We start from the raw sequence: 22,088 nt of genomic DNA on the forward strand, positions 1-22,088 counted from the left end.
ACCTGGTTGAGTGCCGGGCGAGGTGCGGCGCGTGGTGGTGGTGTTATTGCTCGTGCGTAGCACTACGTACTGTGAGAATATCGCCGACATCACAGTGAAGGGCGGCGCAAATCGCGGTGAGAGTGGAGAAGCGGATTGCTTTCGCACGGTTGTTTTTCAGCACAGAAAGGTTGACAACGGACACTCCAACGAGTTCTGCCAGGTGAGTGAGTGTCATGTTCCGTGCTGCAAGGAGATCATCAAGGTGGCAGTCAATGAGATGAGGCTCTTCTGGATGGGCCTGCCCCATTACACAAGCCCGTCGACGTCTTTTTCGATCCGACGCCCGTAGCTCATGGCTGCTGCAACAAACGAGATAATGATTGCTGCAAGGAGGGGGACGAATTGGAAGGTCACGGTGATGCTGGCGGGGTCACTGATTCCCAGAGCTTCTAAGACAGATGCTGCCACCCAGTTGTCTGTCACGAGTCCGACAACCCAGCCGGCAATCAATGTTGATGCTGCACTCCACATGATGGCAACGTTTCCCTTCGCAAATGCGTGTCCTCGAATAATAGTGATTGTGAACAGTCCCATGCATCCCAGCAAGATGATATTGACTGCGGTGAGCAGCGCTGTTTGAGTGGTCAGCGCCGCTTGAGCACTGCTGGTGAGTTCAGGGACGGTGACTTCGACGCTGTGGACGTCGGCTGGGATTGTTGTTCCGTCACCTGCGATCGGAACGTCAGCGCTGATGGGAGCGATATCCAGGGTGACAGGCACATCGACACCCTGGGCAATCGTGACAATGCGCGTGACCGCAAAAACTGCCGAGCCAACGATTGCGGCAGCTAAGAGCGCAACGATGAGCCATGCGGCTGCTCGATCGCCGCGGTCAAGGCCAAGTGCGTGGCGGACAGAGCCCTTGGAGGTGCGAGGAGTGTCAGACATGAGTGGTCCTTTGGGAACATGGTGACGCGATCAAACACATCGACCAACGTTATTATCGTTATTCGATAATAACGTTATTCGTTATGCCACGCAAGGTTGCCCCCAGCCTCACCACGCACCAAGCAAAAGAACAACCAACACCAACGACGCACCGATCTCCCCCATCCCCACCTGCCGCGGAGTGCCCCCCACCTGCGGCATGATGACCGCCCGGGCAGCAAGTAACGTGAAAAACGCAGCAAAAATCGCAGCTCCACCCTCATGCACTAACCCCCGCTCAGACTGCGCCCACACAAAAGGCACCACAACGAGCATCAGGTGATACACAACAGACGCCACGTAGTACATACGCGACCCTCGCTCACGGATCATCGTTTTCACATACAGCACAGTGCCCACAAAATAAGCCCCCACCATCGCCGTGGACTGCCACATCGCCACCTCATGACCAGGAGTACTCCCCAACGACCACGCCACCGGCAACATCAACGTCGCCGCCACAACCGTCAGCACATCATTGAGCAACGAACGATCCGCGCGGTAATGCGAACACACAGCACTACCCACAACAAGCGGGCCAAACACCAGCGCCCACCACAACACCTCCGGACGCACCACACACACCACCAGTCCAGGAACAACCGCCACCAGCGCATAAACACGAACCGGAGGAAAATACCGGGCTTTCCGTCCAGACCGCAACCACAAACCCGCAGCAAAAAAAGCAAAGTACGCAACATACCAGGCAACCGCTAACGGGACATGAACCCACGCAGGACCCCCAACCACCACACCAACCAGCAGCGGAACCGTCAACATCGCCCACGCACCATGCTGATCAGGGACCCAACCGCGAGCGCGGCGGCGACGGCTCCCTGGGTGACGCTGCCGCAAGGACGGGGACCGGGAACCGCTCACTGGTGCGGCTGAGTTGTGGGACACACCTCTATTCTGACACGAGTGCCATCAGAGTCACTTCAGGAGTTGGGGTGGTCCACTGGAACACCCAACACCTCAGTAATATCTCGGCTCACCGCTGCATCATCAAGCAAATCCGGTAACGCAACACCAGCATTCAACCGGGCACGCACATCGGAAATAAGCCGATGCAACAACTCGCCCGCCCGGGCATGCACCTTGCGCACAACCCAGTCGTGAGTACGCTCATCACCGTGCCCACCGGCCCCGTCAGCCGCCTGAGCCAACTCCCAAGAAATACGGGCAGCACGAGCAGCCTCAACCCTGTTCACCACATCAACAATGACCGAATCAGCTCGGCGCACCCGCTCCGCCTGCACAAACTCATCCGTTGCCATACCAATCAGTGACCGAGCAGCACGAACCGACGTGTCCGCCACCTCAGGCGCGTTCGCGCGAATCGTCCCCAAATCCATGAGGACCACCGCATCTAAATCCGCCACCTGCGGGTCCACATCCCGGTGTAACGCCAAATCCACAATCACCAGCGGGAACTCATCACCCTCAGCGTCGCCCGCCAAACCCGCAACATCTTCACGCGCTGCTGCCACAGCTGCCTGCTCCAACACATACTCCACAGCTGGAGTGGGCTGACCCTCACCACGTACGTCAACCACCGCGGCACGACGCGGCCCAATCCCCGAACAACACAACACAATGTCACTGTTACTGACTGCATCCAGCAGATCATGGACCGGCGTCACAGGATGAGACTGCGCAAACACCTCCGCACGCCCCGAGGGCGAAAACACACTAATGTCAGTGACCCCCCGTGACCGCAACGCTGCGACTGTAGCCCCCGCATACGCCCCAGTGCCCACAACAAGAGCCGCAGTCTGCGGCCAGTGCGGCACCGATGGTTCCGCCAAATCCAGCGCAACCGACACAATCGAACGGCCCTGCGCAGACAACTGTGTCTGGTTCGCCACCGCTTTCGAGGTGTGTAACGCACGCTGAAACAACCGCTCCAACCGTGGGCTTGTTGTCCGCTCACTATGGGCAGTGTCTAACGCTCGCCGGACCTGACCCGCAATTTCACGTTCCCCAACAACCATGGAATCAAGCCCAGCAGCCACATCAAACAAATGGGACACAACCTCAGCACCCGACCGTACTGTAAACGCCTGCTGGGCACGCTCCGGAGCCACTCCCGACTCCCGAGCAATCAACCTGATCGTTTCAGTCACGGCATGACTCAACCCACCATCGACCCGAATGTCCTCACGTGACGTGGACGCAAGCACTTGGTCGTTGGTGTCCAGGTACACCTCGAACCGGTTGCACGTTGCAACAACAACGGAACCGGTCACTCCGGGGCAGGCCGCCATGATGTTCCTCGACGCAGAACGTGCCCCCTGCGAGAGTTGTTCGAGGGCTTCGAGGTCCAGCTCATGGTGGCTCGCAGTCATAGATACGAAAACCACAGCGATTCGATTTAACCATTTATTGTGCGAGGGGGCAGAATCGGTAGTGTGACTCTGCCTAAAACCCATCCTCTCATTTCTGCTGGTACCGATTCGAGTTCTCTCGTACGCGCATTTCGTGGTTTACCTCACGACCACATTCCGGTGTGGTTCATGCGACAAGCCGGACGGTCATTACCGGAATATATTGCGGCCCGACGGGGAATTGGCATGCTCGAGTCATGCCTTCGCCCCGATCTCGCCGCAGAGATCACCATGCAACCCGTTCGCCGCCACAACGTAGACGCAGCGATCTTCTTCTCTGACATTGTCATTCCGTTGCGTCTTGCCGGGGTTGATGTCGACATTGTTTCCGGGGTTGGGCCAGTCCTGGGAAGCCCCATCCGCACACAAGCAGACCTGGACGCGCTCGAGTCACTCACCCTCACCGAGGACGCCCTCGCCCCCATCCGTGAAGCCATCACCCTCATCACCGCTGAACTCGGTTCACGCCCCCTGATCGGTTTTGCTGGTGCACCGTTCACCTTGGCTGCCTACATGGTGGAAGGACGCCCGTCACGTGATCACCTCGCCGCCCGGCACATGATGGTGGGGCAACCCGATCTGTGGGCCAGGCTCATGACCTGGTGTGCCCGCGTGACCGGTCAGTTCCTGCGCACCCAAATACTGTCGGGGGCAAGCGCCGCACAGCTCTTTGACTCGTGGGCTGGTTCGCTGAGCCGTGACTTGTACGTGGCACACGTGGCACCCGCATCGGCACGCGTGTTCGCCCACATCAGCGACCTGGACGTTCCTCGGATCCACTTTGGCACCCACACCGGGCACCTGCTGACCGACATGCGGGAGGTCGGGGCAACAGTCATTGGGGTGGATTACCGCACGCCACTCAGTGAAGCCAACGCGATCCTCGGTGGCACCACTCCCCTACAAGGAAACATCGACCCGGCCTACCTTGGTGCACCATGGCCGGTGCTCGAAGACCACGTGCGCGCCGTGGTGGAATCAGGGCGGGCCGCACCTGGCCACGTGGTGAACCTTGGTCACGGGGTTCCACCAACAACCGACCCCACCGTCCTGACCCGCATCGTGGAACTGGTGCATTCACTGTGACCTCCGTAACGATCATTGGCGCTGGAATTGCTGGTCTCACCGCTGCACATCACCTTGCGGTTCGCGGCAACAAGGTCACACTTGTCGATGCGTCATCCCAGGTGGGTGGATTTCTTGCGCCGTTGCAGATGAGCGGACCTCATGGTGACCTTCTTCTCGATGCGGGGGCTGAATCTTTTGCTACCCGAGCTCCTGCGGTCTCTGCTCTGGTGACGTCTCTCGGTTTGCAGGTGACAAGCCCTGAGGATCGGGCTGGGTGGTGTGTTCCGGATCGTTCGTCAGCGTTTCCGCTGCCCTCAGCTGGGGTGTTGGGTATCCCCGTCGACCCGTTTGCCGCCGATGCCCGCGCGGCCCTGGGGTGGGTTGGATCGGTTCGCGCCTGGGTGGACCGGATCCTTCCGCCGCGGGTGGGTGACACCTCGAACCTGGATGCTTTTGTTCGTTCTCGGATGGGCAACAAGGTTGCTGACCGGCTTGTGTCTGCAATTGTGGGAGGTGTGCATTCCACGTCACCGACCCTGTTGGATGTCTCCGCGATTCACCCAAAATTTCGGGAGTACTTTGCCGATGAGGGCACCCTGACTGGGGTGGTGAAACGCATTCGTGCGGCGGCTCCTGCTGGGCGCGCTGTCAGTGGGATCGTCGGTGGGTTGCACACTCTGCCCTCCACTCTTTATCAGAGTATTTCTGCTGCTGGTGGAACTGTTCTCCTCGATGAAGCGGTGACCGCGTTGACACAGCGCGATGGGCGCTGGGTGGTGCAGGGGACGTCAGGCCAGGACGTGAGCGTCAGCGACCACATCATCATTGCGTTGCCTGCTCGACCGGCACTGGCGTTGCTCGCTGACACGGGAATCTATGACGCTGGTGATCAGCTAAACCAGGTGGCCCGTGGCACCGACATTGCGCTGGCCACTGTGGTTGTGCACTCCAAGCAGCTGGGTTCCTACCCTCGTGGAACTGGTGTGCTTGTGTCACCGGACGCTGGGTTCCAAGCGAAAGCTTCCACGCATGCTAATGCAAAGTGGGGGTGGGTTGATGAGGCTGTCATCAGCGCTTTTGGTCCCGATCATCATGTCATTCGGTTGAGTTTTGGGCGGCATGGCGATCACCTACCCACCGATGACGCCGCCATTGTGGCACACGCTGCCACTGAAGTTCCTGCACTGTATGGGGTCAGTGACTGCGCCGTTGCGGCCAGCGCCGTGGTGCGGTGGCCGGACGCCTTGGCCCCGGTGACTCCCACGATGCGTGCGGTGGCCTCCGCTGCGGTGGCAGCAACCACAGATTCGGGTCTTCACATTGCCGGCTCGTGGGTGGCTGGCACTGGGCTAGCAGCGACGATTCCTCATGCCCAGGGGGTTGCTGAGCGTATTGTGAACTGAGATATCACCTCACTAACGGGAATGGGCGCATTTTTCTGTGTTTTGTCACCTGGATGTGACGCCCTTTTTCTTGGTGACTATGTGTAGCGCTTTTCCGCCGATTATTGTCCGGTATTCTGGCCAGCATTTCCACATTTTCTGACTAGGCGTCAGGTCAATATCACAATAAATATTGTGTCGATTCCCCCTCACCGCCTCAACCCATTGCTGACACTGCCGCCCGCGCCCGGGTCAACGTTGCCTGCGCTGTTTCATCATTGGCCGCCATCGCCGTGCGCAACGTCGAAATAATCTCCTTCACACCGGTGGCCGCAGCCGACCAACGCTGCTCTTTCACCGCATAATCCTCAGACACCCCATCAGCCTGATAATCAGCCATCGCGGCACGAACATCAGCTGTGCGCTGGTCAATGAGCGTGTCAAGACGCGCAGCGACCGCATGGAAGTTGTCTTGCGCGTTCGTTGATGCGGCAATGTCGTAATCGCGGCGATCAATGGTGTTTCCTGACATGTTGTCTCCTTCATGTGGGTGGGTATCAGTAGATGTCGTGGCGCCCGACGGGGCCCTCAGCTAGCGGGTCGAACGAAACCGGGCAGCATCAAAAGACACGGACGATTGCGTCGCGCGGGTACTGTCCGCCATGGTTTGCTCCCCCTCGAGGAACGAACGGTCCATGCCTTGAATACCCGCGAGCACATCATTGAGCGCTGCATTCAGTTCAGCCGAAATCGCATCAACGTTGTGGGCAAACTCATCAAATGCCACACGTGCAGCACCATTGAACCGGCCTTCTAACGGTGCAGCCGCCGCAGCAAGCTGACGAACCAACGCACCCAGTTCGTCACTGGAGTGACTGGTTTTTTGGGTGAGTTGAGTGAGAACGTGAGTGCCCATAGCGAACTTCATGGCGGCTCCTTCAAGGGATGAGCAGGTTAACGAACGTGTGTGGTTGACCTTACGAACCGTCCACAACACGTTTCGATGGGGACTTACCCCCTGTGCATAGCGCACCTCACCCCTGTGGAAAACCCATTCCGTGTGACATCACCCCCCTACAGTGAGGACGTTTCCCCACCTCAAGGAGTTGTCATGTCACGCCACACAGACCAGGCATTACTCGATGCCGTCCGGTTACATCGGCAGCGCCTACGGTCCGCCTTCCTCCATGGTGCGCTCGGGGCTCGACGCCAGGTCGTGCCGGTTGTCCACCGTGTGCTGGTCTCCCTTGTGGTCGGTGCGGTGGCGTTGGCGATCACAATTGGGGTGTCCTACGCTCGCAACCTCACGGCGGGTGGCGCATCGCTGTTCGGGGGGGCCTAAAGTGACATCTTCCCTGCGCATCACCGTCATTGGCTCCACCCGTCGTGCCACGGTGGTTGTGCCCGCAAGTGAACCGTTCGCTGTGCTCTTGCCAGATATTGTCGACTGTCTGAGTGAACACATTCCACCAGGTCAAGGTTGCGTGTTGGCAACTCAACTAGGTGAATTGGTTCCACTTGGTGTGCCCTGCGGGCAATCAGGTGTCCCTGATGGTGCAACGGTACGACTCGTGTCGCCCACCCAAGCTCCGGTTCCTCCCGTTGTCGTGGACGTCACTGATGTTGTCGCGGAGGCAGCTGATGAGTCAGAACACCTGTGGCGAGCCGAGCACACCAGCGTCGCAGCATCGCTTGCATGCGCGGCCATCATCGTTGCGGTGGGGTGGCCACTGATGAGCGCGGGGACCGTGTGGCCTGCGGTGATGATTACGGCAGGTGCGCTCGCAGCAGCTGTTGGTGCGTCTGTGTTGGCCGATGCGCTTCCCTCGGCGGCACGGTTACGTCCGTTGCTGGGCGTGGTGGGTGCAGGGTGGGCTGGTGTCGTGGGTGCTTGTGGTGCGGTGGCCGCAGGGTGGGGTGTTGCTGCGGGTGTGGGGTTGGGGCTAGCGGTTGCTGTTGTGGCGCATGGCGGGTTGGTGTCGTTGCGTTCTCAGTCCACCGCACCTTTGTCTGGCATGGGCGTTGGGGGGTTGTGGGCGGTGCTGGTTGGTGCGTTGAGTGTGGCGGGGCTGCCAGTAGTGGGGGTGGCAGCCGCCTGCGCGGTGGCATGTGTGGTGGCGTTGGGGGTCGCCCCGACGGTGGCTCTGGCTGCTGGCGGTGTGACCGCACTGGATGATGCGGTGATGGGTGGTGATCACCCTGATCGTGGTGAGGTTCTTGCTGCCCTTGACGATGCCTGGTGGCATATGGCGTGGATGGTCGCGCCGGTGGGCGCCGCTGTGGCGTGGTCGGTGTGGGTGATGAGTGCGTCTGATAACACGTGGGCGTGGGCGTTAGCTGGGGTCACAGTGGTGGCGGTGGCGTTGCGGGCACGGCATGTGGGGTCGGTTGTGTGTGTGACGGCGTTGTGGGTTGCGTTGGTTGTCGCGGGGGTTGGTGCTGTGGTGGCCGCACCGTGGTCTTTGGGAGTCGTGGTAGGTGTCGCTGTGGTGGCGTTGGCGGCGGTGATAGCGGTGGCAGTGGCCAATCCGGCACCCCATGCGCGCGTGGTGGCACGGCGGGTGGGAGATGCAGTGGAGTCGGTGGCGTTGGTGGCGTTGTTTCCTCTTGCTCTTGGTGTGTGGGGGTTGTATCTCGTGGTGATGGGAGTGTTTGCAGCATGAGTGTGTCGTCTCGTCCTGCCCGTGTTGTTCCACCGTTGGTGCGCCCTGAACCGCTGGTGATGGCTGCTCCACCTGCGTTGGGGGACGCGCCTGCCGGGGGAATTCCGCTGCAGACGCTTCTTCCTGTGGTGGGGTCGTTGTCGTCGATCACGATGATTGTTGTGTTGCGTGCTAACCCGCTCATGGTGTTGTTGGGGGCCGTCATTTTGATGGTGGCGTTGGTGTCTGCGGTGGGAATGGCGTTGACTCAGCGGGCGGGTGCGCGGCGGGCTCGGCACCGGGAGCGTGAGCGCTTTGCGGAGTATTTGGAGGAGTTGCGGCAGCAGTGTCGTGCCGGGCATGACAAGGCTCGTGCTGCGGCAGTGGCGGTGCACCCTGGCCCGGAGCAGTTGGGGGTGATGGTTCGCCATGTGGAGCGGGTGTGGGAGCGGCGTCCTGGTGACGCAGATTTTTTGGATGCCCGGGTCGGGGCGGGTGTGGTGCGGTGGCAGGAAGTGGTCGTTCCTGCCGTGTCGGATCCTTTGGTGCAACGTGACCCCATGATGGACAACGCCGCCCGGGTGGTCTCCGACGCGTATTCGGTGGTTGCAGGTATGCCAGTGTGGGTCCCGTTGGCTTCTGCGATGTCGGTATCTGTTGTGGGTGCGCCGGGGGTGGCGCATGGGGTGGTTCGCGCACTGCTTGCGCAGGTGGTGACGTGGCATTCTCCTGCCGATGTGCGGGTCGCGGCGGTGATTCCCCCTGCCCGGTATGCCGAGTGGGAGGGCATACAAGTGTTGCCGCATTGCACCGGTCCGGGGTGGGATGGCCCGCTGCGGGAACGATGGATCGCTCACGATATGGCGGGGTTGGCTGCGCTGTTGGAGTCTGAGTTTGCCGCTCGGGCGACGTCGGTGTTGTCGGGTGGGCGCACAGGGGGTATTCGTGGCGCCCATGAGGTTCCGTTGATTGTGTGTGTTGATGCGAGCGCGGGTGAGGTGGGTGAGTGTCCCCTTCCGGCGGGTGTGGGGTCGTTGGCGCAGTTGGGTGTGCGGGTGGTGACGGTGGTGTCGGATCGGGTTGCGGAGCGTTCGGACACGTCGGTGCGTGTGGTGGTGGATGAGTCGTTGTCGGCGTCGTTGGTGTCCGGCGCACAGGGTGTGGAGGCGGTGTTGAGCCCTGACCTGATGAGTGTGGAGGTGTTTGCTGCGGTTGCTGGGGGTGTTGCTGCGCATGGTGGTGCAGTGGATGATGGGGCACCTACCTCTGGTGGTCGTGATGGTGTCCACACGGCGTTGTCGACCTTGGGGGTGACACGTGTGGGGGATGTGAGTCCTGCGTTGTGGGGCCGTCGTCGCGCTGAGGATTTTTTGTGCGCTCCGATGGGGTGGACGCCGCAGGGGGCTGTGCTCTCAGTGAACCTCCGTGAGTCAGCCCAGGGTGGGATGGGACCGCATGGGTTGTGTGTTGGGGCGACCGGGTCGGGGAAATCGGAGTTGTTGCGAACGTTAGTGCTCAATCTTGCGGCCACCCACGACCCCTCTGAGTTGTCGATGATTTTGGTGGACTACAAGGGTGGGGCGGCGTTCACGCCGTTGAGTTCGTTGCCTCATGTGGCTGGGGTGATCGACAATCTCGCCGATGACCCGTTCCTCATTGAGCGGGCACAGGCGTCTCTTGAAGGAGAGATTGTGCGCCGCCAGCAGTTACTCAAACAGCATGGCCCGTTCTCTGATATCACCGCGTACCGGGCGGCCCGTGTGGCGGCGGGTGAAAGCAGTGGGATCCCGCAGATGCCGCACGTGTTTGTCGTCATTGACGAGTTTTCAGAGTTGTTGACGGCTGAACCAGAGTTTATGACCACGCTCATGAAAATTGGACGTATTGGTCGGGCGTTGGGGATTCATTTGTTGTTGGCCTCGCAGCGGGTGGATACCGGTCGGTTGCGGGGGTTAGACACATACCTGTCGTATCGCATTGGGTTGCGGACGTTCTCAGAGCAGGAGTCTGTGATGATTGTGGACTCCCCTGACGCCTACCATTTGCCTCAACAGCCCGGGCACGGGTATCTCAAAGTAGACACCACCATGTACGCCCGGTTCACTGCCGCATACGTGTCAGGTCCCGTTCCTGATGAGGTGGAATCTGACAGTGATGACATCGCCCAGGACGTGCTGCCGTGGCCGGTGATGGCACTCCCTTTCACCAATACGTTGTCACACCACGGTGCGTCACGTGACCTTAGTGGGCTAATCCCCTCCCTGGTCGCCCCGTCACCGCAGTCACAACCCCGGCTGATTGACGCGATGGTGGCGTCCTTGTCGGTTGTGCCCGCCACACCACCGGTGTGGTTGCCACCGTTAACAGCACGTGTTTTACTCACTCCTACCCAGACCCCAGTACGCTCTGATTCTCGATGCGTTGCCATTGGCGTGGAGGATCGGCCCGCAACCCAAGAACAAGGTCCATGGGTGTTAAATCTCGCTCAGGCGGGCGGACATGTCGCAATCATTGGTTCACCCCAATCAGGACGCACCACAACGCTACGCACCATTGTTGCGGCAATCGCAACAACATATGCGCCCACAGACATTGCTGTGTATGGGCTGGACCTCACCGGCTCGGGTCTCGCGTGCTTAGCAGGGTTCCCGCATGTGGGGGCGATCGCCACCCGAACAATGCGTGAATTACAGCACCGCACGGTTCAGGAACTTGCTCGGCTCATCACCCGGCGCGAACAACTCATGGCCCAGCAGCATATCGACTCGCTCACGGATTTCCGGGCCCGCCACACCCGCGGCGAACTGCCCGGAGAAAAATCAGCAGACATTGTTGTGGTGGTCGACGGGTACGGTGCGGTGCGCTCAGACTATGAGGATCTTGCCGCACCACTGACTGACCTACTGACGCGGGGAAGTTCTGTGGGAGTCCACGTCATCATGACAGTGACTCGGTGGAATGAGATCCCCATGAGTGTGCAACCACTGATCGGAACGCGAGTTGAGTTACGCCTCAACGACCCAGCTGAGTCCAGCATCGCTCGCAAACGCGCTGAAACGATGCGGTCCGCCCCTCCAGGGCGCGCCCTCACCGACGCGGCAACGTTCGCGCAGGTGGCACTCCCCATTCCCACCGACCCCGGTGACACTCCCCTAGGCGATGCGGTTGCCGCTTACGCGCGGCAGGTGACGTCGATGTGGGGTGAGGAACAAGCCGACCCCATCCGGGTCCTTCCCTCACTCATCACCGCCGACCAACTCCCACCCATCACGCCAAGCCCTACCCGTGTCGCGTTGGGGCTGCACCAAGACACCATGACCACTCATGTGCTTGACCTGGCCACCACTGACCCACACCTCATCGTTGTGGGCGACGCTGGCTGCGGGAAAACAACACTCTTACGCCACGTCATCACACACCTCGTCGCACACAACACCCCAGAATCCGTTGTATTTGCGCTCATTGACCCACGATCCACCCTGGCAGGGGTGTGCTCGAACGACTTCATCGGCGCCCACGCCACCTCAACGGCCGCTGCCCAGCAACTCGTCGCATCGTTGACAGACGAACTCCAGGGACGAATCAACGGCGAACGATCCCGAGACTTAGCGATCATGGTCGTTGTTGACGACCTCGACATTGTCACCGCCACAGGCCACAACCCCCTCACCCCCCTCGTCCCATTCCTGCCTGCCGCACGCGACATTAACCTCCACATCCTGGTAGCACGACCCGTCGCTGGTGCCGCCCGCGCCCTCTACGACCCTGTCCTCCACACACTGAAAGACAACGGAGCAAGCGGAATCATCATGTCCGGTGACCGCAGCGAAGGCCCCCTGTGGCCCGGCGTGTACGCCAGCGCACAACCCCCTGGACGAGCCACCATCATCCGGCGCGGAGACAGTGCACATGTTGTGCACATCGCGACACCAACCCACCACAGCCCACGCGAACAATGACACAATGGCCAGGTGACTTCCCTACGTCTTGGCACCCGTGCCTCAGCCTTAGCGACAGCCCAATCCCGTGCCACCGCCGCGCTCATCGCCCAGGCCACTGGCGTCACCGTTGACCTCACCCACATCCGCACCGACGGTGACGTACTCACCGGATCATTAGCAACCATGGGTGGGGCAGGAGTGTTCGTCACCGCGATCCGCCAAGCACTGCTCGCCGGTGACATCGACATCGCCGTGCACTCACTCAAAGACCTCCCCACCACGCCACACGAGGGGACCACCATCATCGTCCCCGAACGCGAAAACCCCCAAGATGCCCTGTGCTCACGACACGGCGAAAGCCTTGCCCATCTCCCCCACGGCGCACTCGTGGGCACCGGTTCCCCCCGCCGGGCCGCGCAACTCCTTGTCGCCCGACCTGACCTGCGCATCGTCGATATCCGCGGGAACGTGGACACCCGACTCGCCCGCGTCGGACTATCCACCGCAGACAAACCACACATCCGCAACGACCTCGACGCCGTTGTCCTCGCCGCCGCCGGACTCCGCCGACTAGGGCGCGCCCACGTCATCTCTGAACTCTTGCCCCCTACAAGCATGTTGCCCGCCCCCGGCCAAGGAGCACTAGCCATCGAAGTACGCCACGACATGGCTGACCACCACCCCAGCATCCTCGCCGGGATACGCACCCTCCACCACCAGCCCACCGCCTACGCCGTCGCCGCCGAACGTGCCGTCCTGCGCCACCTCGAAGCTGGCTGCGCCGCACCCGTTGGTGCCCTCGCCACCATGCACAACACCACCCTCACCCTCACAGCCACTGCCCTCGACCCCCGCCTCACCCCCACGGCACACACCCCAACCCCCTCAACCACCACAGACATCAACGCGGCCCCCACCCCCATGACCGCACCTGCCGACGCCCGACCCCCCATCCGCCTGACCCACACCCACACCGTCACCAGCGAAAACGACGCAACCGAAGCAGGCATCACACTCGCCACCACCCTCCTCACCCACGGCGCCGCGGAGTTCCTCCGTGACTGACCCACACCACCCACTAACCGGATGCACCACACTCATCCTGCGCCCCGAAGGACGAGCAACCCCCCTCATCACCCGCATCACTCACGCCGGCGGACACACAGTCACCGCCCCCCTCATCACCCGTGAACCCATCACCACCGATCAACGCGCCACCCTTGACACCCACACCGCAGCCCTCCACACCTACGCCTGGGTTGCCGTCACCTCCGTCAACGCCGTCGACGAACTCATCGCCTCCATCCAGCGCACCCACCCCACCACCCCCCTCACCACCGTGTGCACCACCACCCAATGGGCCAGCGTCGGCCCCGCAACAACCCGTGCACTGCGCGCCCACGGAATCACCGTGGCCTGGGAAGCAACCGAAAACTCCGCCTCAGGAATGCTCGCCCAATGGCCAGCCGCCAACACCCACACCGACCCACGCACCGCAGTTCTCCTCCCCTTGGGAAACCTCGCCACCACCCAACTCGAAACCGGACTCACCAGCGCCGGATACACCCCCACCCGCGTCACCACCTACCTCACCGTCGCCCACCCCGCCCCACCAAGCGCGCTCGCAGCGTGGCGAGCTGGACGCATTGACGCGGTGATACTCACCTCAGGCAGTATTGTGGAACAGTTTGTCGCGCAATTCGGGCACCCTTCACCAGGCCCCGGGCCCGCCCAGGGGAATGAGGATCGCCCCGTTTTTGTTGCCATCGGAGAGCCCACCCGTCGTGCAGCGCAGCGTCATTCGCTGCCCATTGATGCGGTTGCCCGCCAGGCAAGCACTGCAGGTCTTGTTGACGCGCTCGTTGATGCGTGGACTGCCCGCACACTCGCACAACCGGAAGGAACACTGTGAAGGACCGACCACGCCGCTTACGGACCAACGCCGCCATGCGCGCCTTGACCCGGGAAACTCACCTTCACCCTCGTGACCTGGTGTTACCGGTGTTTGTGCGAGAAGGGGCAGGAGGGGCCCTACCCATCCGATCGATGCCTGGGGTCGTGCAACACACCCTGGACACCCTGCCTGATGTTGTTGCAACAGTGGAGGCAGCTGGGCTTGGCGGAATCATGCTGTTTGGTGTTCCCGAACACCGCGACGCCACGGGAAGCGGCGCAACTGATCCAGACGGCATCCTCAATCGGGCCATTGCCGTGGCTGTCACAGCGAGCACAGGAAATACCGTTGTTATGGCTGATTTGTGCCTGGATGAGTTCACCGATCACGGCCATTGCGGGGTCTTGACCAGTGACGGTGGTGTGGATAATGATTCCACTCTTGTCCGCTACGAGGAGATGGCGATCGCTCAGGCTCGGGCTGGGGCTGCCGTTGTTGGCTTATCAGGCATGATGGATGGACAAGTACGCGCGGTTCGTGCCGCTCTTGACGATGCTGGTTTCACTGACACTGCGATTCTTGCCTATTCAGCGAAGTATGCGTCAGCGTTTTATGGACCGTTCCGTGACGCGGTCGAGTCCACTCTGGACGGTGACCGGCGCACCTACCAGATGGACTACGCAAACCGTGTGGAAGGGTCACGTGAGGCGGATTTGGATGTGCTGGAGGGCGCAGACATTGTCATGGTGAAACCTGCCATGTCCTATCTTGATGTTCTGGCTGATGTGGCTGACCGGGTGGATGTGCCGGTTGCCGCTTATCAGGTTTCTGGTGAGTACGCGATGATTGAAGCCGCGGCAGCTCATGGATGGATCAACCGAAATGCAGCGATCATGGAGTCTGTTCACTCCATCCGCCGTGCCGGCGCCACCATCATTTTCACGTACTGGGCCCTTGAGGTCGCCACTTGGTTAAAGGACAACGGATGACAACAAACGACACGGCTTTCCTTCACGCTCAAACGGTTCTCCCTGGTGGGGTGAACTCGCCTGTACGCGCTTACCGCAGTGTGGGCGGCAGCCCACGGTTCATCACCTCTGCTCAGGGTGCCACGATTACTGACGTTGCCGGGCGCACGTATGTGGATCTCGTCAGTTCGTGGGGTCCTGCACTGCTTGGGCACGCCCACCCGGCGGTGGTGGACGCTGTGCAGCAGGCAGCCGCACGGGGTTTGTCTTTCGGTGCGCCCACTGTGGGTGAGGTGGAGTTGGCGCAGGCGATCCGCGCTAGGGTGCCGTTCGCGGAGCGGGTGCGGCTTGTGTCCACAGGGACGGAGGCGACGATGACGGCTGTGCGTCTCGCCCGTGGGGTCACCGAACGACCGTTGATCATCAAGTTTGCGGGCTGCTACCACGGGCATGTTGATGCACTTCTTGCAGAGGCGGGATCCGGGGTCGCCACCCAAGCGTTACCCGGGTCTGCTGGGGTGACTGACGCATCGGCAGCGGAGACTCTTGTTCTCCCTTACAACGATCTGGATGCAGTGGCGCACGCATTTGAGGCCCACCCGGGGCGAATAGCTGCTGTCATCACGGAAGCGGCACCAGCGAACATGGGTGTGGTGCCCCCTGCTGCTGGTTTCAATGAGGGCTTGCGTGACCTCACCACCCGGCATGGGGCGTTGTTCATTCTCGATGAGGTACTCACCGGTTTCCGCACCTCCGCGTCAGGTTGGTGGGGCTATGAGACGGCCACGGGGGGCGCGACGTACACCCCTGATCTGGTGACGTTTGGGAAGGTGATTGGTGGTGGAATGCCGGTTGCTGCCTTGGGTGGCCCGGCGGCCATCATGGATTATTTGGCCCCGTTGGGGCCGGTTTATCAGGCGGGAACACTGTCGGGGAACCCGGTTGCGGTTGCTGCAGGGTTGGCGACGTTGGCTCACGCTACGCAAGAGGTGTATGACCATGTGTCACGCACAGCGACTGTGCTCAGTGGTGCAGTGAGCGAGGCGCTCACACATGAGGGTGTGGCGCACCGCGTGCAGCACGCGTCATCGTTGTTTTCCATCATGTTTGGTGAGACTGCTTGTGATCATGGTTCACAGAATTACGCTGATGTCCAAGCTAACGAAACATTTCGGTATGCCCCGTTTTTCCATGCAATGTTGGACGCTGGGGTGAATTTGCCGCCGTCGGTATTTGAGGCATGGTTTGTCTCGGCGGCTCATGATGATGCGGCGATCAACCAGATCATTGATGCACTTCCTGCTGCTGCTCGTGCTGCGGCTGCCGCGCCGCGGACTCAGAGTTAGGCTGCGAAGAAGTCGTCGATCTGGTCGAGGTGTTCGTCAGCAACGAGTGCTCGCATGAAACGGCGTGACACCTCCATGTAGTCCACGCCTTTCTTTTCCAGGAGCCATTGGATTTGCAGTCCGTCGAGGAACCCGATGAGTGCGGTCGCGGCGAATTCGGGTTCGACTCCTGGTTTGAGGAGTCCGGCTGCTTTGATCGCGGAGAGCCCTTGGGTGTATTCGGCGCGCATGGTGCGGTAGCGGCGTTGGAAGAATTCGTGGGCGGGGTGGTCTTCGTGGGCAGCGAACACGGCTTGGGTGATGAAGAGTTCGATGAACCCTGGTTGAGAGAAGCTCATTTTCATGAGGTCAACAAATCGTTCGACGAGCAACCAGGCTTGTTCGGTGGTGGGTTCTTCTGGGAGTTCGTCGAGTGCGACAAGTTCGCTTCCGAATCGTTCGCGTCGGGCGAGGACTTCCATCAGGAGTTCTTCTTTGGTGCTGAAGTGGTAGCGAAGCCCGGCGTGGGAGACTCCAGTTCGCGATGCGATTTCTCTCAGGGAGGCACCATGATAGCCGTAGCGTGCAAAGTGTTTGGACGCTTGGTCGATGATGTCGGCTCGGCGGCGTAGGCCTGTCCCGTACGGTGTGACCCGTGATGAATCTCCCCTGCTCATAGAGAGCAGTATGGCAGGCACAGTGCCAGCCTGCCAGTCACAGCCTTGGCGTTCTATGACGTTTGACCTGCTTAAACGATGGTGTATGTCGGATGGATCTCACCCATTGGTGGATGGTTTTTTCTCGGTGAGTGACACAATGCGACACGGGGGGTGGACGTAAAAAGAGGTCAATCATCTGCACATATAGTGTCTCGAGGACACTTTTAACGGCGATTGCGCCCGGTACTGTCACCCGCCCGATGACCCTTCTGTGACGGGGGTCACGGCAACTGGAAAAATTTGTGGAGTGATAGCCCCACTTTCTCACGATGCGACACGCTCGGCCACGCCCCACGGACGACATCGATCACTGCGGAGGTCGTCGTTCCCCCCGTGATGCACTCCGATTCCGGTCAATCCACCGGAAAACCAGGTACGCGATGGCAAAGAACACCACGATCCGTAACACGGGCCCCGCCCCGGGAAACAGTGCACGCACAATGGTGCTGACCACAAGCGACAACACCAGCGACCACAGCAGTGAGGTGCCTAGGCTCACGCCACGCCCGTCTGGGTCATACCCCAAGAATCTTTTCAACGAGTCCACGGCACTATCCTTCCGTATCTCACCACTCACAGCGAGAAGGACCACCAACAAATTCCCCGTGACTTCCGGGGCGTAGCCCAGCGATGCGCTGCTATGGAGTGCGGGTCGTAGCCAGAGGGACTTGGGCGCCTGGCACGGTGTCGGTGGTGCCAAGTTCGTCATAGAACCCGTCAAACGGGCGCCCCCACGATGATCCATACACCTCGCCATTGGGCCAGAAAACCACAACGTTCTGTTCACCAAGGAACACTTGAGTGACCTCAACGTACTGGCCACCGGCCACATGGAAGCGGTACGCGGTTGCCGGTTTCCCAGCAAGTTCCCGTTCTTCACCATCGAACGGTGTCGCGGGCATCTGATCAAAGGCTCGGGTAAGCTCTGGGATCACCTCAGCCGAGGTGATCACCGTCCGGCTTGCCCCTTGAGGGTTCGCTGAGTACGTGTACTCAAACAATTCCACACTCTCCACCGTCTGCGTGGTGACTTCCTCAAGGGTGAGAGTTGAGGGGAAGAAATGACGGATCAGAAACACTCCCACGGCCGCGAGCGCAATCACTGCAGCCACGCCTAGTGCGATAAGAAAGCCGCGTCGGTCAAGGATGAGTGTGTTGTCGCGCATGATGAAATAACCCTGCCATCTCAGACATCTGTTGCGAATGGGACGAGTAGTGCTCTTGCGCGATTGGCTCAGGATATCGGAGGAGTGACGTTATGGGAATAGTTCGCAGGCGGTGGTGTGGGTGTATTTTTTCTTCTTGTTCTCCTTGACTTAATACCCCCTGGGGGTATGCTAGGGGTGTTGGTCAACTGGCCGCCGCACGAGGAAGGCAACGCAATGACAACGGAACACATCGACGATTCCACGGTGACTGTCCCCCCGTCACGCGGGTATTCCGGAACAAAAGAGGACTACCACAAACGGTTGCGGCGCATCGAAGGTCAGGTGCGAGGAATCGCACGTATGGTGGAAGAAGACACCTACTGTATTGACGTCCTCACTCAGGTCTCAGCGGTGACCAAAGCGCTCCATGCAGTCAGTCTCGGACTCTTGGAAGACCACATCGGGCATTGTGTGGTCAACGCTGCACAAAGTTCACCAACCGAAGGGCAAGAAAAAGTTGCTGAAGCAGCCGCTGCTATTGCCCGCCTTGTGCGGAGTTAATCCAACACCGCCACGCTCACTTCCCTTCCACAGCAAGGAAAACACATGTCAACTGTGACAACTTTGATGGTCCCTGGCATGACCTGCGCCCACTGCGTGTCGTCGGTCACCCGCGAACTCGATGCCGTCTCCGGAGTCGAGAACGTCTCTATTGAACTGCGCAAAGACGCAGAGTCCGAAGTCACCGTCTTTTCAGACAACCCACTGGACGAGGCAGCACTTCGCGAAGCAGTCGACGAAGCCGGGTACGAGGTCGCATCCATCGCCGTGGACACCCAAGCTCTCGCCACCGAATCAGGTGAACAAGGCGACAAAGCAAACGCCAATGAAGACCTTGGCTTAACCGCCAAGGGTGCCTCCGGTGGCGGTTGTGGCTGCGGCAACTGCAACTGCCAGTAACAACTGTGGGTGGCGCATCGGCTAACCCACTCACCGATGCGCCACCCCAAAAATCTCCACCACGCACCTGTTGGTGCACCCGCCTTCGGACTGACGGGCCGCTCCCTGAAACCAGCGGCCCCGCATCCCACCAGGCGCCGCCCGCTGCCGGGCCCCTATGAATGGTCGCCGATCTGCGTCATTCCCCCTCAGATCCTGAGGAGCACTCCCATGGCACACCCCCAACAATTGCCCACCGACACCCCGACCGACCGTCCTGTTCTTGCCGAAGTGGACCTCTCGGTGTCCGGGATGACCTGCGCGTCATGTGTGGCGCGTGTTGAACGGAGAATCAACAAGATACCCGGGGCTACCGCCACCGTGAACCTCCCCCTGGAGAGCGCCCATGTGGTCCTTACCGAACCTGTCAGCAACGAAGACCTGATCGCGGCTATTGAACGCGCCGGATATACCGGAGCAGTCACCTCGCGCGCACAAACGCAGGGCATTCCCGCGTCAGAGTCCACCGTAACTCAGCCACCAGATGCGGGTGACGAGCACACCAGCCACGGTGCTGCCCTTGACGGCGGTCACGCAGGCCACGATGGGGACGCGGACACCTCCGCACCAGTTCCTGACCGGGGCGCTGACTTGGCGCACCGGCTTCGGTGGTCTGCGGTTCTCACGGTCCCTGTCCTGCTGTTGTCGATGATCCCTGCCACCCAGTTCACCGGGTGGCAGTGGGTTGTTGCCGCGTTATCTCTCCCTGTTGTCACGTGGGGTGCGTGGCCATTTCACCGGGCGGCGTTCCGGGCAGCTCGGCACGGGTCTTCCACCATGGACACACTGGTGTCCACTGGTGTTCTTGCCGCCACCGCCTGGTCGTTGTGGGCGCTGTTCTTTGGTGGCGCAGGCGAGTTGGGGATGCGCATGACCATGTCGTTGATCCCGGCAAGGTCCCACGGCAGTATGGCGGAGATCTATTTTGAGGTCGCTGCTGTGGTCACCACTTTCTTGTTAGCAGGCCGGTTCGCGGAACACCGGTCACGGCGTCAAGCCGGCGACGCGTTGCGGTCGCTGCTTGAACTGGGTGCGAAGGATGCCCACCTGGTGCGTCGCGCGAACGGCGAGACAGTTGACCTCAAGGTCGCTGTTGATGACCTCATCGTGGGTGACGTGTTTGCGGTTCGCCCTGGTGAGAAGATCGCGACTGATGGGGTGGTTGTCCGCGGCCAATCCGCTGTGGACACGTCACTGCTCACTGGAGAACCACTGCCTGTCGATGTGCGCGAAGGCGACCACGTGACCGGCGCCACGATCAACACGTCCGGGTACCTGGATGTGGAAGCAACACGGGTAGGTAAAGACACCACGCTGGCGGCGATGGGTCGTTTGGTCAGCCAAGCACAAACGGGTAAGGCCCCCATTCAACGATTGGCCGACCGAATCTCGGCAGTTTTTGTGCCGATTGTTATGGTCATAGCTGTCCTGGTGTTTGCGGGATGGCTGGTGTGGGGGCCGTCACTGTCGGCTGCCTTCACGGCAGCTGTTGCGGTCCTCATCATTGCGTGCCCATGCGCTCTGGGGTTAGCAACTCCGACGGCGTTGCTCGTCGGTACGGGGCGAGGGGCGAGTCTAGGGATCCTCATTAAGGGACCAGAAATCCTGGAATCAACCCGACGCATCGACACGGTCGTCCTCGACAAAACTGGGACACTGACCGCTGGTCGAATGACCGTGGACACAGTGTTTGGCCCCGATGAAGTCCTTATCTACGCGGGGGCTGTGGAACAGGGGTCAGAGCACCCCATTGCTCAGGCCATTGTTGACTCAGCCCGAACCGTGCACCCCACCGCACCTGACCCTGACGGGGTTGACCGGAACTGGGAAGTCACCGATTTCCAGGCCGCTGCTGGTGGTGGAGTCAGTGGTGTTGTACGTCTTCCCCACTCAGGGGTGGACATGGGGGCACGAGTGCTTGTCGGGCGTCCTGCATGGCTTGCGGAGCAAGGAGTGTCCACCGACCGGGTCGACCTCAGGCAGATCGTGGCCGACGCTGAGGCGGATGGCGCGACCGCAATCGCGGTCGCGTGGGCGGGCCAATGGCAGGGTGTCATTACTCTCCGTGACCAGTTGAAAGACACCTCAGCAACAGCTGTGCGTGAGTTCCGTGACTTGGGGTTGAGTCCGGTTCTTCTCACTGGTGATAACCGGGGTGCAGCATTAGCGGCCGCCCAAGAAGCAGGAATCACCGAGGACAACGTGTACGCTCAGGTTCTGCCCGCTGACAAAGTCTCTGTTGTGCGTGACTTACAAGCACAGGGGCGGACCGTGGCCATGGTTGGTGATGGGGTCAACGATGCGGCAGCCCTGGCTGTCGCCGACCTCGGTCTTGCTATGGGCACCGGCACGGATGTAGCCATGCAAGCGTCCGACATCACACTGGTCCGAGGTGACCTGCGCGCTGCAGCGACCGCAATCCGGTTATCCCGCGACACGTTGCGCATTATCAAACAAAACCTGTTCTGGGCATTTGCCTACAACGTTGCCGCGATCCCACTGGCAGCAGCAGGATTACTCAACCCCATGATCGCCGGTGCAGCGATGGCTGCCAGTTCCGTCATTGTCGTGTCAAACTCCTTGCGGTTACGTCGCGCCGGGTAACGACCACCACGCTGGGTTCCCTGGAGGGCCCGTTGTCACGTG

The 22,088-nt window shown here is 60.7% G+C and carries 21 protein-coding genes; 12 read left to right on the plus strand and 9 right to left on the minus strand.

The window, feature by feature from the left end; genetic code table 11:
* Nucleotides 1–43: 43 nt before the first annotated feature.
* The 4 genes from JDEN_RS12450 to JDEN_RS12465 form a co-directional block, all read right to left on the minus strand.
* Nucleotides 44–289, minus strand: coding sequence for a helix-turn-helix domain-containing protein (locus tag JDEN_RS12450; protein WP_015772724.1), 246 nt, complete (start codon nt 287–289; stop codon nt 44–46).
* Nucleotides 289–930: a hypothetical protein gene (locus JDEN_RS12455; RefSeq protein ID WP_015772725.1), complete on the minus strand. Its 642-nt coding sequence runs from the start codon at nt 928–930 to the stop codon at nt 289–291. The genes JDEN_RS12450 and JDEN_RS12455 overlap by 1 nt, the downstream gene beginning before the upstream one ends.
* A gap of 108 nt (nt 931–1,038) precedes the next feature.
* Nucleotides 1,039–1,872: a YwiC-like family protein gene (locus JDEN_RS12460; RefSeq protein ID WP_143713304.1), complete on the minus strand. Its 834-nt coding sequence runs from the start codon at nt 1,870–1,872 to the stop codon at nt 1,039–1,041.
* A gap of 35 nt (nt 1,873–1,907) precedes the next feature.
* On the minus strand, nt 1,908–3,317 hold the full coding sequence (locus JDEN_RS12465) for a glutamyl-tRNA reductase (protein WP_049754491.1): 1,410 nt from the start codon (nt 3,315–3,317) through the stop codon (nt 1,908–1,910).
* A 63-nt stretch (nt 3,318–3,380) separates the two neighbouring features.
* On the opposite strand from JDEN_RS12465, the gene hemE reads away from it, so the two are divergent.
* Complete coding sequence (hemE, locus tag JDEN_RS12470; protein ID WP_015772728.1) at nt 3,381–4,442, plus strand: uroporphyrinogen decarboxylase; 1,062 nt, start codon at nt 3,381–3,383, stop codon at nt 4,440–4,442.
* Complete coding sequence (locus tag JDEN_RS12475; protein WP_015772729.1) at nt 4,439–5,827, plus strand: protoporphyrinogen/coproporphyrinogen oxidase; 1,389 nt, start codon at nt 4,439–4,441, stop codon at nt 5,825–5,827. The genes hemE and JDEN_RS12475 overlap by 4 nt, the downstream gene beginning before the upstream one ends.
* A 196-nt stretch (nt 5,828–6,023) precedes the next feature.
* On the opposite strand, the gene JDEN_RS12480 is transcribed toward JDEN_RS12475, so the two are convergent.
* Nucleotides 6,024–6,338: a pore-forming ESAT-6 family protein gene (locus JDEN_RS12480; protein ID WP_015772730.1), complete on the minus strand. Its 315-nt coding sequence runs from the start codon at nt 6,336–6,338 to the stop codon at nt 6,024–6,026.
* A gap of 60 nt (nt 6,339–6,398) precedes the next feature.
* Nucleotides 6,399–6,734, minus strand: coding sequence for a WXG100 family type VII secretion target (locus tag JDEN_RS12485; protein ID WP_015772731.1), 336 nt, complete (start codon nt 6,732–6,734; stop codon nt 6,399–6,401).
* A 183-nt stretch (nt 6,735–6,917) separates the two neighbouring features.
* On the opposite strand from JDEN_RS12485, the gene JDEN_RS13735 reads away from it, so the two are divergent.
* Genes JDEN_RS13735 through hemL form a run of 7 tightly spaced genes read left to right on the plus strand, consistent with a single transcriptional unit; the run spans nt 6,918 to nt 16,597 of the window.
* Nucleotides 6,918–7,148: a hypothetical protein gene (locus JDEN_RS13735; RefSeq protein WP_015772732.1), complete on the plus strand. Its 231-nt coding sequence runs from the start codon at nt 6,918–6,920 to the stop codon at nt 7,146–7,148.
* Nucleotide 7,149: 1 nt separating this feature from the next.
* A complete protein-coding gene (locus JDEN_RS12495; protein WP_015772733.1) occupies nt 7,150–8,469 on the plus strand; it encodes a ubiquitin family protein in 1,320 nt (439 codons plus the stop codon).
* The gene (locus JDEN_RS12500; RefSeq protein WP_015772734.1) at nt 8,466–12,407 is read left to right on the plus strand and encodes a type VII secretion protein EccC; all 3,942 of its coding nucleotides are present in this window, start codon (nt 8,466–8,468) and stop codon (nt 12,405–12,407) included. The genes JDEN_RS12495 and JDEN_RS12500 overlap by 4 nt, the downstream gene beginning before the upstream one ends.
* 12 nt (nt 12,408–12,419) lie before the next feature.
* The gene (gene hemC / locus JDEN_RS12505; RefSeq protein WP_015772735.1) at nt 12,420–13,454 is read left to right on the plus strand and encodes a hydroxymethylbilane synthase; all 1,035 of its coding nucleotides are present in this window, start codon (nt 12,420–12,422) and stop codon (nt 13,452–13,454) included.
* Entirely contained in the window at nt 13,447–14,301 is an 855-nt protein-coding gene (locus tag JDEN_RS12510) for a uroporphyrinogen-III synthase (protein WP_015772736.1), read from the plus strand. Before hemC ends, JDEN_RS12510 begins: the two co-directional genes overlap by 8 nt.
* Nucleotides 14,298–15,272 carry a porphobilinogen synthase gene (gene hemB, locus JDEN_RS12515; protein ID WP_015772737.1) on the plus strand — a complete coding sequence of 325 codons (975 nt, stop codon included), beginning with the start codon at nt 14,298–14,300 and terminating at the stop codon, nt 15,270–15,272. Before JDEN_RS12510 ends, hemB begins: the two co-directional genes overlap by 4 nt.
* Complete coding sequence (hemL, locus tag JDEN_RS12520) at nt 15,269–16,597, plus strand: glutamate-1-semialdehyde 2,1-aminomutase (RefSeq protein ID WP_015772738.1); 1,329 nt, start codon at nt 15,269–15,271, stop codon at nt 16,595–16,597. Before hemB ends, hemL begins: the two co-directional genes overlap by 4 nt.
* Here the strand turns inward: hemL and JDEN_RS12525 are convergent.
* The 3 genes from JDEN_RS12525 to JDEN_RS12535 form a co-directional block, all read right to left on the minus strand.
* Entirely contained in the window at nt 16,594–17,253 is a 660-nt protein-coding gene (locus tag JDEN_RS12525; protein WP_049754492.1) for a TetR/AcrR family transcriptional regulator, read from the minus strand. The genes hemL and JDEN_RS12525 overlap by 4 nt on opposite strands.
* Before the next feature lie 349 nt (nt 17,254–17,602).
* A complete protein-coding gene (locus tag JDEN_RS12530; RefSeq protein ID WP_015772740.1) occupies nt 17,603–17,842 on the minus strand; it encodes a hypothetical protein in 240 nt (79 codons plus the stop codon).
* A gap of 91 nt (nt 17,843–17,933) precedes the next feature.
* Nucleotides 17,934–18,461, minus strand: coding sequence for a hypothetical protein (locus JDEN_RS12535; RefSeq protein WP_015772741.1), 528 nt, complete (start codon nt 18,459–18,461; stop codon nt 17,934–17,936).
* Between the two features lie 216 nt (nt 18,462–18,677).
* Between JDEN_RS12535 and JDEN_RS12540 the strand changes: the two genes are divergently transcribed.
* The 3 genes from JDEN_RS12540 (at nt 18,678) to JDEN_RS12550 (ending at nt 22,046) form a co-directional block, all read left to right on the plus strand.
* Nucleotides 18,678–19,004: a metal-sensitive transcriptional regulator gene (locus JDEN_RS12540; protein WP_049754550.1), complete on the plus strand. Its 327-nt coding sequence runs from the start codon at nt 18,678–18,680 to the stop codon at nt 19,002–19,004.
* Nucleotides 19,005–19,049: 45 nt separating this feature from the next.
* On the plus strand, nt 19,050–19,403 hold the full coding sequence (locus JDEN_RS13555) for a heavy-metal-associated domain-containing protein (protein WP_015772743.1): 354 nt from the start codon (nt 19,050–19,052) through the stop codon (nt 19,401–19,403).
* A 210-nt stretch (nt 19,404–19,613) separates the two neighbouring features.
* Nucleotides 19,614–22,046, plus strand: coding sequence for a heavy metal translocating P-type ATPase (locus JDEN_RS12550; RefSeq protein ID WP_015772744.1), 2,433 nt, complete (start codon nt 19,614–19,616; stop codon nt 22,044–22,046).
* The last annotated feature ends 42 nt before the right edge of the window (nt 22,047–22,088 follow it).

Source organism: Jonesia denitrificans DSM 20603 (genome assembly GCF_000024065.1).
Taxonomy (GTDB): Bacteria; Actinomycetota; Actinomycetes; order Actinomycetales; family Cellulomonadaceae; genus Jonesia; species Jonesia denitrificans.

Coding starts and splice junctions, on each gene's coding strand:
- JDEN_RS12450 (WP_015772724.1), bottom strand. CDS start 289: ATGGGGCAGGCCCATCCAGAAGAGCCTCATCTCATTGACTGCCACCTT.
- JDEN_RS12525 (WP_049754492.1), bottom strand. CDS start 17,253: ATGAGCAGGGGAGATTCATCACGGGTCACACCGTACGGGACAGGCCTA.
- JDEN_RS12480 (WP_015772730.1), bottom strand. CDS start 6,338: ATGTCAGGAAACACCATTGATCGCCGCGATTACGACATTGCCGCATCA.
- JDEN_RS13555 (WP_015772743.1), top strand. CDS start 19,050: ATGTCAACTGTGACAACTTTGATGGTCCCTGGCATGACCTGCGCCCAC.
- JDEN_RS12535 (WP_015772741.1), bottom strand. CDS start 18,461: ATGCGCGACAACACACTCATCCTTGACCGACGCGGCTTTCTTATCGCA.
- JDEN_RS13735 (WP_015772732.1), top strand. CDS start 6,918: ATGTCACGCCACACAGACCAGGCATTACTCGATGCCGTCCGGTTACAT.
- JDEN_RS12465 (WP_049754491.1), bottom strand. CDS start 3,317: ATGACTGCGAGCCACCATGAGCTGGACCTCGAAGCCCTCGAACAACTC.
- JDEN_RS12500 (WP_015772734.1), top strand. CDS start 8,466: ATGAGTGTGTCGTCTCGTCCTGCCCGTGTTGTTCCACCGTTGGTGCGC.
- JDEN_RS12550 (WP_015772744.1), top strand. CDS start 19,614: ATGGCACACCCCCAACAATTGCCCACCGACACCCCGACCGACCGTCCT.
- JDEN_RS12540 (WP_049754550.1), top strand. CDS start 18,678: ATGACAACGGAACACATCGACGATTCCACGGTGACTGTCCCCCCGTCA.
- JDEN_RS12485 (WP_015772731.1), bottom strand. CDS start 6,734: ATGAAGTTCGCTATGGGCACTCACGTTCTCACTCAACTCACCCAAAAA.
- JDEN_RS12455 (WP_015772725.1), bottom strand. CDS start 930: ATGTCTGACACTCCTCGCACCTCCAAGGGCTCTGTCCGCCACGCACTT.
- hemL (WP_015772738.1), top strand. CDS start 15,269: ATGACAACAAACGACACGGCTTTCCTTCACGCTCAAACGGTTCTCCCT.